Source organism: Rhodospirillaceae bacterium (assembly GCA_028819475.1).
In the GTDB taxonomy this organism is placed as follows: domain Bacteria; phylum Pseudomonadota; class Alphaproteobacteria; order Bin65; family Bin65; genus Bin65.
The window spans coordinates 417,233-433,361 of sequence record JAPPLJ010000030.1 but is presented as its reverse complement, the minus strand read 5'-3'; the positions used below and the strand labels follow the sequence as shown (position 1 = coordinate 433,361).

General features: G+C 67.7%; 18 protein-coding genes. 12 read left to right on the top strand and 6 right to left on the bottom strand.

Annotation, left to right across the window (positions count from 1 at the left end; genetic code table 11):
* Positions 1 to 129 precede the first annotated feature (129 nt).
* Complete coding sequence (locus OXM58_09685) at positions 130 to 501, top strand: hypothetical protein (protein ID MDE0148634.1); 372 nt, start codon at positions 130 to 132, stop codon at positions 499 to 501.
* Between the two features lie 209 nt (positions 502 to 710).
* On the opposite strand, the gene chrA is transcribed toward OXM58_09685, so the two are convergent.
* The 5 genes from chrA to OXM58_09660 form a co-directional block, all read right to left on the bottom strand.
* Entirely contained in the window at positions 711 to 2,159 is a 1,449-nt protein-coding gene (chrA, locus tag OXM58_09680; protein ID MDE0148633.1) for a chromate efflux transporter, read from the bottom strand.
* 361 nt (positions 2,160 to 2,520) lie between these two features.
* Positions 2,521 to 2,991 (bottom strand): hypothetical protein, encoded by a 471-nt coding sequence (locus OXM58_09675; GenBank protein MDE0148632.1) that lies wholly within the window; start codon positions 2,989 to 2,991, stop codon positions 2,521 to 2,523.
* Positions 2,992 to 2,995: 4 nt separating this feature from the next.
* A complete protein-coding gene (locus OXM58_09670) occupies positions 2,996 to 3,364 on the bottom strand; it encodes a DUF6152 family protein (protein MDE0148631.1) in 369 nt (122 codons plus the stop codon).
* Between the two features lie 155 nt (positions 3,365 to 3,519).
* Positions 3,520 to 3,681 carry a hypothetical protein gene (locus OXM58_09665; protein ID MDE0148630.1) on the bottom strand — a complete coding sequence of 54 codons (162 nt, stop codon included), beginning with the start codon at positions 3,679 to 3,681 and terminating at the stop codon, positions 3,520 to 3,522.
* 14 nt (positions 3,682 to 3,695) lie between these two features.
* Positions 3,696 to 4,448, bottom strand: a complete 753-nt coding sequence (locus tag OXM58_09660) for a DUF2189 domain-containing protein (protein ID MDE0148629.1) — start codon at positions 4,446 to 4,448, stop codon at positions 3,696 to 3,698.
* Between the two features lie 332 nt (positions 4,449 to 4,780).
* Here OXM58_09660 and ccoN point away from each other — a divergent pair, with 332 nt between their 5' ends.
* From ccoN to OXM58_09605, 11 genes are all read left to right on the top strand, one after another.
* Entirely contained in the window at positions 4,781 to 6,217 is a 1,437-nt protein-coding gene (gene ccoN / locus OXM58_09655) for a cytochrome-c oxidase, cbb3-type subunit I (GenBank protein MDE0148628.1), read from the top strand.
* Positions 6,218 to 6,229: 12 nt separating this feature from the next.
* Positions 6,230 to 6,964, top strand: coding sequence for a cytochrome-c oxidase, cbb3-type subunit II (gene ccoO / locus OXM58_09650; GenBank protein ID MDE0148627.1), 735 nt, complete (start codon positions 6,230 to 6,232; stop codon positions 6,962 to 6,964).
* A gap of 10 nt (positions 6,965 to 6,974) precedes the next feature.
* Positions 6,975 to 7,181, top strand: coding sequence for a cbb3-type cytochrome c oxidase subunit 3 (locus tag OXM58_09645; GenBank protein ID MDE0148626.1), 207 nt, complete (start codon positions 6,975 to 6,977; stop codon positions 7,179 to 7,181).
* A 3-nt stretch (positions 7,182 to 7,184) separates the two neighbouring features.
* The gene (gene ccoP / locus OXM58_09640; GenBank protein ID MDE0148625.1) at positions 7,185 to 8,063 is read left to right on the top strand and encodes a cytochrome-c oxidase, cbb3-type subunit III; all 879 of its coding nucleotides are present in this window, start codon (positions 7,185 to 7,187) and stop codon (positions 8,061 to 8,063) included.
* A 66-nt stretch (positions 8,064 to 8,129) separates the two neighbouring features.
* Complete coding sequence (gene ccoG, locus OXM58_09635) at positions 8,130 to 9,653, top strand: cytochrome c oxidase accessory protein CcoG (protein MDE0148624.1); 1,524 nt, start codon at positions 8,130 to 8,132, stop codon at positions 9,651 to 9,653.
* Positions 9,650 to 10,150: a FixH family protein gene (locus OXM58_09630; protein ID MDE0148623.1), complete on the top strand. Its 501-nt coding sequence runs from the start codon at positions 9,650 to 9,652 to the stop codon at positions 10,148 to 10,150. Before ccoG ends, OXM58_09630 begins: the two co-directional genes overlap by 4 nt.
* A complete protein-coding gene (locus tag OXM58_09625) occupies positions 10,150 to 12,420 on the top strand; it encodes a heavy metal translocating P-type ATPase (protein MDE0148622.1) in 2,271 nt (756 codons plus the stop codon). The genes OXM58_09630 and OXM58_09625 overlap by 1 nt, the downstream gene beginning before the upstream one ends.
* The gene (gene ccoS / locus OXM58_09620) at positions 12,417 to 12,566 is read left to right on the top strand and encodes a cbb3-type cytochrome oxidase assembly protein CcoS (protein ID MDE0148621.1); all 150 of its coding nucleotides are present in this window, start codon (positions 12,417 to 12,419) and stop codon (positions 12,564 to 12,566) included. Before OXM58_09625 ends, ccoS begins: the two co-directional genes overlap by 4 nt.
* A 119-nt stretch (positions 12,567 to 12,685) precedes the next feature.
* Positions 12,686 to 13,072, top strand: a complete 387-nt coding sequence (gene rutC, locus OXM58_09615; GenBank protein ID MDE0148620.1) for a pyrimidine utilization protein C — start codon at positions 12,686 to 12,688, stop codon at positions 13,070 to 13,072.
* A gap of 162 nt (positions 13,073 to 13,234) precedes the next feature.
* The gene (locus OXM58_09610) at positions 13,235 to 14,164 is read left to right on the top strand and encodes a glyoxylate/hydroxypyruvate reductase A (protein MDE0148619.1); all 930 of its coding nucleotides are present in this window, start codon (positions 13,235 to 13,237) and stop codon (positions 14,162 to 14,164) included.
* A 99-nt stretch (positions 14,165 to 14,263) separates the two neighbouring features.
* Positions 14,264 to 14,548 (top strand): DUF4242 domain-containing protein, encoded by a 285-nt coding sequence (locus OXM58_09605; protein ID MDE0148618.1) that lies wholly within the window; start codon positions 14,264 to 14,266, stop codon positions 14,546 to 14,548.
* Between the two features lie 127 nt (positions 14,549 to 14,675).
* Here OXM58_09605 and OXM58_09600 read toward each other — a convergent pair whose 3' ends face one another.
* The gene (locus tag OXM58_09600) at positions 14,676 to 16,094 is read right to left on the bottom strand and encodes a carotenoid oxygenase family protein (GenBank protein MDE0148617.1); all 1,419 of its coding nucleotides are present in this window, start codon (positions 16,092 to 16,094) and stop codon (positions 14,676 to 14,678) included.
* Between the last annotated feature and the right edge of the window lie 35 nt (positions 16,095 to 16,129).

Here is a 16,129-nt window from a genome sequence, read left to right as displayed (position 1 = left end):
GCGCATGTACACGCGCGCGGACGCGGCATGCACCCACACCATGCGCTACCGATATCGACGCCTCCTGCGGACGCCGAAATCTCCGTGCCCGGCGCGGGCGCGTCCGAAGCCCAATCCCGGAATTCTGCCATGCTTCGAAACCTCGCTGTCCTTCCGGCCTGTTTCCTGGCGCTGACGGCCTTCTCCGACGGTGCGAAGAAGGAACTCGCCGCCGCCTGCGCCGACAGCCTGGTCAAGCGGCAGGAGCGCGGCCAGGAAACGCCGAAGGTGCTGGTCGCCAACCGCACGCCGCTCTGCACCTGTGTCGCCGACGCTGTCGCCGAAGAGGGCGAAATCCCGGACGGCGACAAGCCGAAGGTCACGAAGATATTCGCGCTGGTCGCCGCCGGCGACAAGGAAAGCGCGCGGAACCTGCGCCTCGCACTCGACAAGACGGTCCACACGGCGATGCGCCGGATCACCCGCGACTGCGCCCGCGAATTCGAAAAGCCGGGGGAGTAGGCCGGCCGACGTTCTTCTGGCTTCATCCCGACCAATCACCCTTCAACCGTCATCCCGACCGAGCAAAGCGAGCGGAGGGATCTCGACTCGGTCTCACCCACAAGGACCCGAGTCCGGCGACGAGATTCCTCCGCTCCGCCCCGGATTGAATCCGGGGCTCCGGTCGGAATGACAGCGAGGGTGTAGGAACAGTTGGCAACCGCCCCTGTCTACACCGCCCCCACAGCTCCCAGCGCCAACCCTACCACCGCCGCAGCCGTCAGCAGCGGTACGGCGCCGATGCGGAAGCCGAAGGCGGCGATCAGCGCCGCGGCCGAAAGGGCAAGCGCCCAGGGGTTCAGCGATTCCGGCTGCGGGACGGCGACCAATAGGCCCCACGCCTCGAACCGGACGACCGTGCCGAAGATCGCGTGGAGCGCGAACCAGAGGGCGAGGTTCAGGATGACGCCGACCACGGCGGCGGTGATCGCGGCGAGAGCGGCGGTCAGAGCCCGGTTCTCGCGCAGCCGCTCGACGAAGGGCGCGCCGAGGAATATCCACAGGAAGCAGGGTGCGAAGGTCACCCAGGTCGTGAGCGCGCCGCCCAGAACGCCGGCGGGCAGGGCGGCCAGCAGACCGGGCTCGCGGAAGGCGGCCATGAAGCCGACGAACTGGGTCACCATGATGAGCGGCCCCGGCGTCGTCTCCGCCATACCCAGCCCGTCCAGCATCTCGCCGGGTTGCAGCCAGCCATAGGTTTCGACGCCGGCCTGGGCGACCCAGGCGAGCACGGCATAGGCGCCGCCGAAGGTGACGACAGCCATCTTGCTGAAGAAGACGGCGATTTCGGCGAAGACATGGCCGCCACCGAGCATCGCCCACAGGACGGCGACCGGGCCGAGCCACAGGACCAGCAGCAGGGCGGCGGTCAGGAACAGCCGCCGCCGGTTCGGCCGGCCGCCGGCCGGCGGCGCGTCGCCCAGGATCGTCGCGGAGTCGGCCTCCGCTTCGGCCTCATCGCCGTGCCCGCCGCCGGCGAACATCTCCGAACCGGACTGCGCGCCGATGAAGCCAAGGACCGCAGCGGCCAGCACGATCAGCGGGAAGGGTGCGGCGAAGAAGAAGATCGCGATGAAGGAGATTGCGGCGATCGCCTGCATTGCCCGGTTGCGCAGGGCCCGGCTGCCGATGCGCACGACGGCCTGGACGACGATGGCGAGCACCGCGGCCTTGAGCCCGAAGAACAGCGCCGCCACGGCGCCGACGTTGCCGTAGAGCGCGTAGACAATGCTGAGCGCCATGATGGCGACAGCGCCGGGCAGGACGAACAGCAGCCCGGCGATGAAGCCGCCGCGGATGCCGTGCATGAGCCAGCCGGTGTAGGTGGCGAGCTGCTGGGCCTCCGGGCCGGGCAGCAGCATGCAGATATTGAGCGCGTGCAGGAAGCGCGCCTCGCCGAGCCAGCGCTTTTCCTGGACCAGGATGCGGTGCATCACGGCGATCTGTCCGGCCGGCCCGCCGAAGCTCAGCAGCGCGACCTTCGCCCAGACGGCGAATGCCTCGCGAAGTGACGGCCAGGGCCGACCGTCGGCGCCCCTTTTCGCTTCGGGCCGCTTATCGGGGCGCTCTCCGGGATGATTTCCCGTTCGACCGGGCGGTTCGGCTGGCGGTGCGGTCATACGGGTATTTCAGGGGCGGGTTCGACTCGGACCGGCGGGCAAATAGCCGCCGTCAATTCGGTCAGGCGATCTCCGACAATCGGGGAAGGGCGGCGCGGCCGCGTTCGCGCATGGCGGCTTCGCGCGGCCGGTCGCGCTGCACCTCGGCGGTCGCCTGATAGGAAGGCCGCGCCGTGACGCGCGCCCACCCCCGGTCGGCCGCGGGGCGCCCGGCGAGCCAGAGGCCGCCAAGCTGGTGCAGGCGCTCGGCGAAGGGCTTTATGGCCGCGTCGGCCAGCGACCAACGGGGGCCGGCGAGTCATTCGCTCTGCTGGACGACGGTATCGATCAATTCGACCATGCCGGCCCGACGGTATCGGCGTCAATCGCCGGCGAAGGCGATCAAGCGCCCACAGACGAGTGCGCCCAGCCAGCATACCGTCGAGAGGATGGCGTGACCGGCCAGGCGCGCGCGAGGAGCGTCCTTGAGCAGAAACCCGTGGGTCCGGCACAGGGCGAGCGTGGAGAGAACCCCGACAGCGATGAAGACCAGCTTGAGCTGCAGGAATTCGATACCGCTGTATTCCCGCGCCCGGACCGCGAACAGCAGCGGTCCCGTGAGCAGGGCAAGGATCAGCCCGCTCGCCGCGACGGGTGCGAGCACCCGCACCACCGCTTCGCGGGAGATGCTCCGCCACACGCCGAGAAGCCGCAGGTTGAGCGGGACGACCGACCCGATCAGCAGGGCGATTGCGAAGATGTGCGCGCCGTTGACGGCGGCATAGAGCCAGCGGGAAGCCCGCAGGGTTTGCGCCAGGGCCGACCCTTCGATCGCTGCGAACAGGGATTCCAAGGTCTCAGTTGCGCCCGGGGTATAGAACGAATTCCCGTCTGCCCAGGAACAGCCGCTCCACCTTGACCCGTTTTTCCGACACATCGGCGGCCGGCTCGCCGATCACCCGGATCTCGACCCCTTCGGCCAGGTCGCCGTCCCTGAGGCCGGCGCGACGGTTGCGCCAAGGTTGGCCGACCTCGACCGTCCACTCCTCGCCCTCAACGTCGACCTTCAGGACGCCGTGGGGATTGCCCAGGCGGACGGTCTTGATAATGCCGGTCAGATCGATGTTGCCGCCGGTCGTCCACGACCAGCCGTGATGGGCCAGAGCCCCGGCGACCGGAGTCGTGAGTCCCAGGGCCAGGACCGCGATGAACAGGAGCCTCGTCATCAGGCACCTCCGAGTCTCGAGCGTTTCCGGGAAAGTTGCGCCGCACGGCCGGACATTCAAGCCGGCACGTCCCGGATTGCCTACAGGTCCGTGGCGATCATTACAGAAGGGAACCGCCGATCTGCACCAGCCATGACGGCGGATCGGGCAGGCCGTCAGCCCGTCATCCGGCGAACCACGCCGAAGGCGAACAGGACGCCGAAGGCAGTGAAGACCGCCCCGGCAAAGCCGAACATGTCATCGGTCGCGCGCGCAAGCATGAACAGCCCGGCGAGCGCGACCAGTATCCCGACGAACATCATGACGACATTGGACATGGGCGGCGTTCCTGTCAGGAGGCCTGCGGGGGCACCAGATCCCGGTAGGCGTGCCAGGTTGCATGGGCGACGAGCGGCAACGTCACGGCGAGGCCGATAAATCCGACAAGGAAGCCCGCTCCGGTGAACAGGACGATCAGGATCGCCCACAGCAGCATGGCGGATTTGTTGCGTTCCACCGTACGCAAGCTGGTCAGGACGGCTTCGAATACCGTCACGTCGCGGTCGATCAGCATGGGCGCGGACACGGCGGAAACGGCAAAAACGATCGTCGCCAGGGCCGCGCCGACAAGGCAGCCGACGACCAGGAAGCCCAGATTCCGGCCGGTCAGGATAACCGTTTCGATGAAGCCGAGGAGGTTCGGCGGTTCCGAGCCGAACGCCAGCGGCGGTTCGCTGCCGAAGAACACGGCGAACAGCAGCGTCGCAATGCGGATCCAGAACAGGAAGAAGAGTCCCAGCACGAAGCCGAGCAGCGCCACCTGGCCGGCATTGCGGCGCCACGCGCCCAGCGCGGTTCCGATACCGACGCGCCGGTCCTGCTCCAGTTCCCGGCTGACGTGATAGAGGCCGACGGCGAGCAGCGGGGCGACCAGCATAAAACCGGCCACCAGCGGCAGCACCAGATTGTACATCCGGTAGCGATGCAGGATCAGCAGAATGACGAGGCCGGCGACGGCGAACAGGGCGCCCCAGACCAGGCTCGTGCCGCGCGACCGGCGGAGATCCTCCCACCCGGCAGCAAGCCAGGTCCACGGCGCGCCCAAAGGGACGGTTCGGGTTTGCGTCGTCCTTTTGTCCGCCGATGCCTCTGCCACCGCCACGTTTCAGCCCCGCCGCACAGGTAACCGGTCAACCGGAAAAATCTACGTCCGCAAAGGGCGGATCAAATTGATATAAGTCAATGCCTATGCGAACATCAACCGAGTCCAATGCATCCGTTGCCGGGGGGCGCCTCGATGCAGTCCGGTGACGCCCGAAGCCATCAGATCGGGGGCGACCGACCGGCATGGTAGCTGCAACTGCCGAAGCGGGACCGGACGGCGTTGACGCCCTCGCCGGCGGAACGGCGCGCACCGCGCAATACCCCGCCTACAACATGACCGTGGTCCGCCAGTTCACGCTGGCGACGGCCTTCTGGGGCATTGTGGCGTTCCTCGTCGGCGTCATCATCGCCCTGCAGCTTGCCTTCCCCGTTCTCAATCTCGACCTGCCGTGGACGAGCTTCGGCCGGCTGCGGCCGCTCCACACTTCGGCGGCGATCTTCGCCTTCGGCGGCAATGCGCTGTTCGCGACCTCGCTCTACGTCGTCCAGCGCACCTGCCGGGCGCCGCTCTGGGGCGGTCCGGCGCTCGCCAGCTTCCTGTTCTGGGGCTACCAGATATTCATCGTGCTGGCCGGCACCGGCTATGTCATGGGCGTGACCCAGAGCAAGGAGTATGCCGAGCCCGAATGGTATGTCGATATCTGGCTGACCATCGTCTGGGTGATCTATCTGCTGGTCTACGGCGGCACGATCATGCGCCGGAAAGAGCCGCACATCTACGTCGCCAACTGGTTCTTCCTCGCCTTCATCATCACCGTGGCGATGCTGCACATCGTCAATAACCTGGCGGTGCCCGTGTCCTGGGTCGGCGCGAAGAGCTACATCCTGTGGTCCGGCGTGCAGGACGCGCTGACCCAGTGGTGGTACGGCCACAACGCGGTCGGCTTCTTCCTGACCGCCGGCTTCCTGGGGATCATGTATTACTTCGTCCCGAAGCGGGCGGAGCGGCCGGTCTACTCCTACCGGCTGTCGGTCATCCACTTCTGGTCGCTGATCTTCCTCTACATCTGGGCCGGCCCGCACCATCTGCACTACACCGCCCTGCCCGACTGGGCGCAGAGCCTCGGCATGATGTTCTCGGTCATGCTGTGGATGCCGAGCTGGGGCGGCATGATCAACGGCCTGATGACGCTCTCCGGCGCTTGGGACAAGCTGCGGACCGATCCGGTCCTGCGCTTCCTGGTCGCCTCGGTCGGCTTCTACGGCATGAGCACCTTCGAAGGGCCGGTCATGTCGATCAAGCCGGTCAACGCGCTCAGCCACTATACCGACTGGACCGTCGGCCACGTCCATTCCGGCGCGCTCGGCTGGGTCGCCTTCATCAGCTTCGGCGCGCTTTATTTCCTGGTGCCGAAACTGTGGGGGCGGCGCGAGCTCTTCAGCCTGAAGCTGGTCAGCTACCATTTCTGGATCGCGACGCTGGGCATCGTGCTCTACATCACCTCGATGTGGATCTCCGGGATCATGCAGGGGCTGATGTGGCGGGCCTATAACGATCTCGGCTTCCTGCAATACCGCTTCGTCGAGACAGTGGAGGCGATGCACCCCTACTATGTGATCCGGGCGTTCGGCGGCATCCTGTTCCTGATCGGCGCGCTGCTGATGATCTACAATCTTTACCGCACGATTCGCGGCAACTACGCCGACGACCAGGTATCCGCCTACGAGGGCTCTCAGCCGTCCGGCGCCGGCGCGGCGGCGACCGCGTAGGGGGCGCAGGAGATGGCGAAATTCTCCCACGCGATCCTGGAAAAGAACGTCATCCTGCTGGCGATCGCGACGCTGATCACCGTGTCGATCGGCGGGCTGGTGGAGATCGTCCCCCTCTACACGATCAAGTCGACGATCGAGCCGGTTCAGGGCGTCCGTCCGTATTCGCCGCTCGAACTCGCCGGGCGGAACATCTACATCCGCGAGGGCTGCTACAACTGCCACAGCCAGATGATCCGCGCCTTCCGCGACGAGGTGGAGCGCTACGGCCCTTACAGCCTCGCCGCCGAGAGCATGTACGACCATCCCTTCCAGTGGGGCTCCAAGCGGACCGGTCCGGACCTCGCCCGGGTCGGCGGCAAATTTTCCAACGCCTGGCATGTCCAGCATCTGGTCGATCCGCGCAGCGTCGAGCCGGGCAGCGTCATGCCGCCTTACAGTTTCCTGCTGCGGCGCCGGCTGGGCAGCGATGATATCGCCCGCCATCTGAAGGCCAACAAGGCGGTCGGCGTACCCTATACCGAAGCGATGATTGCCGCGGCCTACGCCGACATGGTCGGCCAGGCCGATCCCGAAGGCGACCACGACCATGACGGGCTGCTGGAGCGGTATCCGAAGGCGATGGTCGCCGATTTCGACGGCAGGCCGGAAGAGCTGACCGAAATGGACGCGCTGGTGGCCTATCTCCAGATTCTGGGCCGGATGGTGGATTTCAAGAAATACACCGTCAAGGACCTGCAGCAGTAGGAGGCGCGCGGTGGAGGATTTCTACGCCTTTGTCCGTTCCGCCTGGGTCGTCTGGATGATGGCGCTGTTCCTCGGGATTGTCGCCTGGGTCCTGTGGCCGTCCAACCGCGAGCGGTTCCGCCGCGCCGCCCGGATCCCGCTGGGAGAAGACGACCGGACGGCCGAGACCGCCCCGCCGCCGCCTGAAACCGGATCGTCGGAGAAACCGGGGGCCTAGGCGATGCCGAGCAAGATCGAGAAAGACCTCTACACCGGCCAGGCCACAACCGGCCATGAATGGGACGGCATCCAGGAGTTGAACACCCCGCTACCGCGCTGGTGGCTCTGGCTGCTCTATGCCACCATCGCCTGGGCGGTCGTCTATTTCATTCTCTATCCGGCGATTCCCGGCCTCTCGGGCTACACGAAGGGCGTGCTCGGTTACTCCTCGCGCGTCGAGGTGGAGCAGAAGATCGCCGCGGCGAGAGCCGCCCAGGGCAAATTCCGGCAGGGCATACGCGACTCCTCCCTCGCCGATATCCGCACGAACGATCAATTGCTGCGCTTTGCGCTGGCCGGCGGCAAGGCGGCCTTCGCCGACAATTGTGCGCCCTGTCACGGCGTCGGCGGGACAGGCAATCCCGGCGGCTATCCCTCGCTCGCCGACGACGACTGGCTGTGGGGCGGCAAGCTCGAGGAAATTCACGAGACGATTCGCTATGGCGTGCGCAACGAGGAAGACGACACCCGCATCTCGGAAATGCCGGTTTTCGGCGGCGAAGAGGATGCAACGCTCTCGCCAGAACAGATCGCGGATGTCGCCGAGTTCGTCCTGTCCCTGAGCAAGCGCTCGACCGACAGCGCGGCGTCGGCACGGGGTGCGCCGCTTTACAAAGAACACTGCGCCACCTGCCACGGCGCGACAGGGCGGGGCGACCGGGAGCAGGGCGCGCCCCGTCTGAGCGACGCCATCTGGCTGCGGGACGGCTCGAAGGCGGGAATCGTTACGCAGATCGCCAAGCCGAACATGGGCGCGATGCCTGCGTGGCACACCAGGCTGGACGCCGAGACCATCAAAATGCTGGCTGTCTACGTCCACGCCCTGGGTGGCGGCGAGTAGACGCGCCCGCCGGCACCGGCCATCGGGAACGGAACCCGGTGCAAAGGCGGCTGAGGGAGAGCCATCGTGTCCCCGGACGGTAGCGCTACGGTTCACGACTACGGCGACGCTGCCGACATCCGCTCGGTCCGCGAGCAGAAGGCCGCCGCGCGCGCCGGGGCCGGGGCGCCGTCGCGCCCCCTCAACCTCTACGCCCGCCGGGCGCAGGTCTATCCCCGCAAGGTCAGCGGCCGGTTCCGCAGCCTCAAATGGGCGGCGCTGCTCGGCCTGCTCGGCCTGTACTACGTATTGCCCTGGGTGCGCTGGGACCGCGGCCCCGGCGCGCCGGACCAGGCCGTGCTGGTCGATCTCAACCACGAGCGCGGCTATTTTTTCTTCATCGAGATCTGGCCCCAGGAGGTCTACTACCTCACCGGCCTCTTGGTGCTCGCCGCGGTTGGCCTGTTCCTCGCGACCAGCCTCGCCGGCCGCGTGTGGTGCGGCTATGCCTGCCCGCAGACCGTGTGGACTGACCTGTTCATGTGGGTCGAGCGGCGGGTCGAGGGTGACCGCGGCGCCCGCATCCGGCTCGACAAACAGCCTTGGTCGGCCGGAAAGATTGGCCGCAAAATGGCCAAGCACGGCGCCTGGCTCATCATCGCCTTCCTGACCGGCGGTGCCTGGATCATGTATTTCGTCGATGCGCCGACGGTGGTCCGCGATTTCTTCGCCGGGGCGGCATCGGAATCGGTCTACTTCTTCGTCGGCCTGTTCACGGCCACGACGTATCTGCTGGCCGGCATGGCGCGCGAACAGGTCTGCACCTTCATGTGCCCGTGGCCGCGCTTCCAGGCGGCGATGCTCGATGAGGATTCCCTCGTCGTCACCTACAACCGTCATCGCGGCGAGCCGCGCGGCCCGCACCGAAAGGGCCAGGCATGGGGCGACACCGGCCACTGTATCGACTGCAAGCAGTGCGTCGCGGTCTGCCCGACCGGCATCGACATCCGCGACGGCCTCCAGCTCGAATGCATCGGCTGCGGCCTGTGCGTTGATTCCTGCAACGAGATCATGGCGAAAGTCGGTCTGCCGCCCAACCTGATCGCCTTCGATACCGAGCGGCGCATGGCGCAGCGCGCGGCGAAAGAGCCGCTGACTTACCGGCTGATCCGGCCGCGTACCGTACTGTATTTCCTCATGCTGCTCGGCGTCGCCGGCCTGATGGTCGTCTCCCTCGCAACGCGCGACGACCAGGGCGTCAGCGTGCTGCACGACCGGACCCTGTTCGTGCAACTGTCGAGCGGGGCGATCCAGAACAGCTACGATCTCAAGGTGCTGAACAAGGCGCGGGCGACACGACACTTCGAAATTGCCGTGGCGGGCCTGCCGGGCGCGCGGATGGTCCTTGTTGGCCGTTCGACCCGGCCGGCGACCCGCGTGACCGTCACCGCGCCGCCGGACGGTCTGGGCGAATACCGGCTCCATGTCCGCGCGCCGGCACGGAGCGTGACCGCGCCGGAAACGAAGATCCGTTTCGTCGTCACCAGCGAGGACGGCGGCACGACAGTGCGCGAATCCACCTTCCGGGGTCCGAAGGCGGCGAACCGATGACGGACCGGCCGAAGCTGGGCGACGCGCGCGCAAGGCGCAGCCTCTGGATTCCCTGGACATTCGTCTGGGGCTTCGTCGTTGTCCTGGCGGCGAACGCCATCATGGTCTTTTTCGCCTTCGACAGTTTCACCGGCGTTTCGACCGACGACGCCTACCGGCGCGGTCTCGGCTTCAACGAGCAGCTGGCGGCGAAGCGGAAGGCGGCCGCGCTGGGCTGGCATGTCGCCGCCCGGCTGGACGGGGCCGCGGCCGAGAGGAGCCTGGTCCTGGCGCTGCACGACAAGGCCGGGGCACCGCTGTCGTCGGCGACCGTGCGCGCGGAATTCCGCCGGCCCATCGAAAGGGGGCTCGACTTCACGGTAGCGATGAAGCCGCACGGCGACGGCCGCTACGTCGCGCCGGTCCGCGCGCCGCGTGCCGGCCAGTGGCAGGTCCTGTTCCATATTGCGCTGGGCGGCGACCGGATAACGGCCGAGCGCCGCTTCGTCCTGGACTGATGGCCGCCTCGTCCGATACGGCCGCAGCCGCCGTGCCGCGGGCGCCGGGAGGGCGCGACGATCCTGCATCGTTACCCGCGATCCGCGAGGTCAGCCTGCATGTGGACGGCATGCATTGCGGCGCCTGCATCGCGAAGGTCGAAGGGGCCCTCGCTGCGTTGCCCGGAGTCGATTGGGCCCGGGCGAACCTGACCCAGGGGCGGGTGCGCGTCCGCTGGCGCGACGCGGAGGCCGGCGCATTGGGACCGGACTCGGCCAAAGGCCAGGGTTCCGGCGAACGCTTCGTCGCCGCTCTGCGCGCTGCCGGCTATGACGCCTCGATCCTCGTGCCAGAAAGCCTGCCGGTCCGGACCGCCGCGGAAGAACGGGAGATGGTCCGCTGCATGGCAGTCGCCGGTTTCGCCGCGGCCAATGTCATGCTGCTGTCGCTGTCGATCTGGACGGGCCACGCCGAAGGCATGGCGGCCGAGACCCGCAGTCTGTTCCACTGGTTCTCGGCGCTGATCGCCCTGCCGGCGCTGGCTTGGGCCGGGCGGCCCTTCTTCCGCTCGGCGCTGAAGGCCCTGCGCGCCGGCCGGACCAACATGGACGTGCCGATTGCGCTCGCGGTGACGCTGGCGGCCGGAGTCAGCCTGTGGGAAACGATCCGCGGCGGGCCGCATGCCTATTTCGATTCTGCCATCGCCCTGTTGTTCTTCCTGCTGATCGGGCGCTTTCTCGACCGGCGCGCCCGGCGTCAGGCGCAGTCCGCCGCGGCCCGGCTGATCGCGCTGCAGGATGGCCGCGTAACGGTGATCGGTGCGGACGGGCTGACCAGTCAAATACCCGCTGCGGAACTTGCGGCGGGCATGAGGCTTGCGGTAGCGGCGGGCGAGCGGCTGGCCGCCGACGGCATCGTCCGCCGCGGCCGGTCGGAGATCGACGCCAGCCTGATGACCGGCGAATCTGCAGCCATTCCCGTTGAGCCCGGTGCGGCGGTCCATGCCGGCGCCGTCAATCTCACCGGGCCGATCGAGGTCGAGGTCACCGCGGCCGGCGACGGGACGGTGCTGGCCGATATCGTCCGGCTCACCGAAGCCGCCGAACAACGCAAGTCGGACTATGTCGCGCTGGCAGACCGGGTGTCCCGCCTCTACGCACCGGTGGTCCACACGCTGGCGCTGCTGGCATTTCTCGGCTGGATTCTGCTTGGCGGAATGGCCTGGCAGCCCGCCCTGCTGATCGCCATCGCCGTGCTGATCGTCACCTGCCCCTGCGCGCTCGGCCTGGCCGTGCCGGTCGTCCAGGTCGTGGCGACGGGCCGGCTGCTGCGCCGGGGCGTGCTCGTCAAGTCCGGCGACGCGCTGGAGCGCCTTGCCGCCGCGGATACCGTCGTCTTCGACAAGACGGGGACCCTCACCCTCGGCGCGCCGGCGCTGGTCGATAGTGAGGCGGTTTCCGGGGAGGCGCTGGAACTGGCAGCCTCGCTCGCCGCGAACAGCCGCCATCCGCTGTCGCGCGCGCTCTGCGCCGCCGCGCCCGCTATCGCTCCGGCGGCGGGAGTCGCCGAAACGCCGGGCTGCGGCCTGAGCCTGGCGACCGGGCAAGGCGATATCCGGCTCGGCCGGGCGGACTGGTGCGGCATTGCCGAAGACCCCGCCGGCGGCACTTCCGCGCCCGGTAGCGAGATCTGGCTCTCCCGGCCCGGAGCGGCGCCGGTCCGTTTCCGCTTTGAGGACGCCCTGCGCCCGGACGCGGCCCGGACGGTCGCGATCCTGCGCAATGCCGGCCTCCGCCCGGTGCTGCTGTCCGGCGATCGGCCGGACGCGGTGGCCGCCGTCGCCGCCGCCGTTGGCATCAAGGACTGGCGCGGCGGATGCATGCCACAGGACAAGCTGGCGGCGCTGGCGTCCCTGCGTGAAGCCGGCGCCCGAGTCCTGATGGTCGGCGACGGACTGAACGACGCGCCGGCGCTTGCCGCCGCCCATGCCTCGATCTCACCGTCGGGCGCGGCGGACATCGCCCAGGTCGCCGCAGACATCGTATTCCAGAGCCGGTCGCTGCAGCCGGTGGCGGAGGCGCTGACCGTCGCGCGCCGGGCGCAGGCGCTGGTCCGTCAGAACATCGGACTTGCCGTCGGCTACAACCTGTTCGCCGTTCCGCTCGCCGTCGCCGGGCTGGTCACGCCGTTGGTCGCGGCGCTGTGCATGTCGGGCTCGTCCATCGTCGTTGTACTGAACGCAATCCGGCTGGCCGGCCGGTCGCGCCGGGCGGCAGAGGCGTCCCGATGAGCGTGCTGGTCTACCTGATCCCGATCGCGCTGCTGCTCGGCGGGATTGGCCTGATCGGCTTCCTTTGGGCGACGCGCTCGGGCCAGTTCGACGACCCCGAAGGCGCGGCCGAACGCATTCTGCTCGACGACGACGAACCGGAGTAGGCGGCAGCCCGGTACCCGCGCCGTGCCGTTGGTGTCGCGGAAGCTGTCTGCGGGCCGGCCGCCCTGTATAATCGCCGCGCGGCCCCGTTGCGAGCCAACCACCAGAAGGAGAGAAACGCATGCCATACGAGATAATCGTTCCGGAGGGCTCCGCGCCCCCGCTTGCACCCTATTCGCCCGGCGCGCGCGCCGGCGATGCCGTGTATGTTTCGGGTATTGTCGCCCTCGACGCCGGGGGCAACCTGGTCGGCGCGGGCGACGTGAAGGCGCAGACGCGGCACGTCCTGGAGGCGATCAAGGCGGTCCTGGAAGCGGCCGGAGGGTCCTTGGCGGACATTACCTTCAACCAGATTTTCCTGAGCGACCTCGGCGACTATGCCGGAATGAACGAGGTGTACCGGGAGTATTTCCCCGCCGATCCGCCGGCCCGCTACTGCATTCGCGCCGATCTGGTGAAACCGGAGTTCCTGGTCGAGATCGCGTCCACCGCCCACATCGGGGACTGAGCGGCAGGCGAAACAGGACAGGGGCCCGGATGAGCCCCTCCCGCGCCGCGCCGGGATCGGAGTGGCGCCGGTTTCGCTGTCCTGAACCCTTCGCCGATTATCTTTTGACACGCTCGCACATACGGTCGATCAAATCAGTCATTCCGGCCGGAGCGAAAGACCATGGCGCTGCTGATAATCGACCTCAAGATGGGAACGCCCGAGGACTGGCGAGCGGCCGTCAATGCCGAATTGCCGGACCTGGACGTGCGCTTCTGGCCCGATGTCGGCGACCCGGCCGATATCGAGTATCTGGCCTTCACCCGCCCCGCCCCGGACGAATGGCCGGAATTCCCGAACCTTAAGGCGATGCTGACTCGTCAGGCGGGGGTCGACGGCTTCATCGGGCATCCCGGGCTGCCGGACGTTCCTCTCTCCAAACTGGAGCCGGAAGACGGCGATCCGATGATGACCGAATACGTCGTCATGCATGTGCTGCGGCTGCATCGCAACATGCCGACCTACCGGGAGCGCCAGGCCCGCAGGGAATGGCGGGAGATCCGGCAGAAACGGCCCGAGGACCGCACCGTCGGCTTCCTCGGCTACGGGGTCATGGCGCGGAAACCGGCCCGTATCCTGCGCGACATGGGCTTCGATGTCGCCGCCTGGACGCGGACGCCCAAGCCCGGTGCGGAGATCCCCGTCTACGCCGGCGCCGGCCGGTTCGACGCGATCCTCGAGCGCTCGGACATCGTCGTCTGCCTGCTGCCCCTGACCGGGAAGACCCGCGGCATCCTGAATGCGGCGGCGTTTGCAAAAATGCCCGAGGGCGGCATGGTCATCAATATCGGCCGCGGCGAGCATGTGGTGACCGGCGACCTGATCGCGGCACTGGATTCGGGCCATCTCTGCCACGCCGCCCTCGATGCGCATTCCCCCGAGCCGCTGCCGCCGGACAGCCCGCTCTGGGATCACCCCGGGGTGACCGTCATGCCCCATGTCGCGCGACGCCCAAACATCGCGCAACTGGCGCCACAGATCGTCGCCAACATCAGGCGCTGCGAGGCCGGCCGGCCGCTGCTTCAGGAAGTCGACCGCACCGCCGGTTATTAGCGGCCCGGCCGTTCCTCGCGTTTTGAAACTGCGCGATCAGCTGCGAGTGAGCCGCAGACCGGATTGTGGTAATTTCAGACGGAAACACAGGAGGACGTCATGGCGCTCAACAAATTCATCATCGAACGCGACATCCCCGAGGTCGGAACCCTCGAACGCCAGCAGCTCGCCGAGGCCGCCGCAAAGTCGAACGAGGTCCTGGCCCAGCTCGGTCCGGACATCCAGTGGGTGGAAAACTACGTTGCGGCGGACAAGACATTCTGCGTCTACTTGGCGAAGAACGAGGATCTCATTCACAAGCACGCGGAAATCAGCGGCTTCCCGGCGACCAGGGTGACGGCCATCGGCAAGATGATCGATCCGACAACCGAAAAGTCGGGCTGACCGCATCCTCGACCTTCGTCCGGCGATCCGCCCGGCGCGGCAATCGGGTCGGCACGCTGCGCCGCCTGCGCGGCGGCGCTTCCTGTGAATGAGGCGGTCGTTGCCGGCCTGTCCGGCCCGGCCGCCCTTATGCCGCGATTCCGACCCGCTCGCCGCTCGCCCAGGTGGCGTGGAAGCCGAGTGGCACGCGCTGCGGTAACTTCACCCGCGCGAGCGGTCCGGCGTCGAGCGCCCGCGCGTCGAAGACCTGCGCTTCGGAGCGGCCGTCCGCCCGGTCGGCTGTGACGGTGACGACATAGCCGTCATCCTCTTCGGCGGCGCCGGGCCGGGGCGCGAAGACGGCTTCGGAACCGTACACGCCCGGCGCGAAGCGGTGCTCGACGCAGCCGCCGGTTTCCAGGTCGTATTTCAGCAGCCCGTCGAACAGGAGCATGCCGGAGCCTTCCAGGGAAACATGGTAGGAGTGGCGGCCCTTGCGGCCGACCCAGTCCTGGTTCACCGCCGGAAACTCGCCGAGCCGGTCGTCGAGCTGGCGCTCGGCGATCCCGCCGGTCTTCAGGTTCATGCGCCATTCAACCGGAACGGCGTGCAGCGCCAGCAGCGCCACCATGGGCGCGTAGGCGCCGTATTGCGCGTCCGGCGCAAGGTCGTTCGGGATCATCCTGCAGGCGTGCATGACGACCTCGTCGCCATCCTCCCAGCAATTGACCACATGATAGATGTAACAGGGATCGGTCTCGAACCACCGGATTTCGTCGCCGCGTCCGGTGCGCGGCAGAACGCCGAACCGGGTCGGCAGGTCGCGCGGCTGGTGGATGGTCCACAGGCCCTGCAGCATCCCCCGCTCTGTGAAGATCACCGGGAGGTCGTGCAGGATCGCGTAATTCTCCGTGATGCCCATGTCGTGCGGCAGGCGCGGGCCGGGCAGTTCGATCTGCGTGAAATGCTTCAGTTCGTTGTCGGCGCCGACGACGCCGAACGACATCCACGGCTCGTACAGCGCATAGTCGAAGAACAGGAGCTCGCCGGTCCGGCCGTCGGTCTTGGCGTGAGCGGAGACCCGGCGCGGCAGCCGGCCGGAGAAGGTCTCCTCCCCGATCGTCTCGAGTGTCAGCGGATCGACCCGGACCGGCGCGCCGCAGATATACCAGAGCGCCATCAGCGCGCCGTTGTGGACGACGAGGTCGGTGTTCGCCGTATCCTTGTATGCCGTTCCGTCGCGCCCGCGGCTCGCAGGTTCCAGGATTCCCCCGGCTGCGCATTCCCCGGCAAGCCCGGCGAGATGGTCCTTGGTCCGGACATAGCGGTTGCGGTAGGTCGCCCTGCCGTCCTCGAACCAGACGGCATGGATCATAGCGTCGCCGTCGAACCAGTGATGCATGCCGGTGGGCGGCCGCGCAGGATTGGGGCCGTTGCGGCAGTAGCCGCCGAACAGGTCGCGCGGAATTTCGCCCACGACCTCCAGATCCGCCGCCACGATTTCCCTTTCGACCGGCGCATAGAGACCTTGGAGATAAGGATTGAGGTCGTTGATCGTCATGTCCATGGCGTATCCTCGGCCCGGGGCCCGTTGCCGGCGCG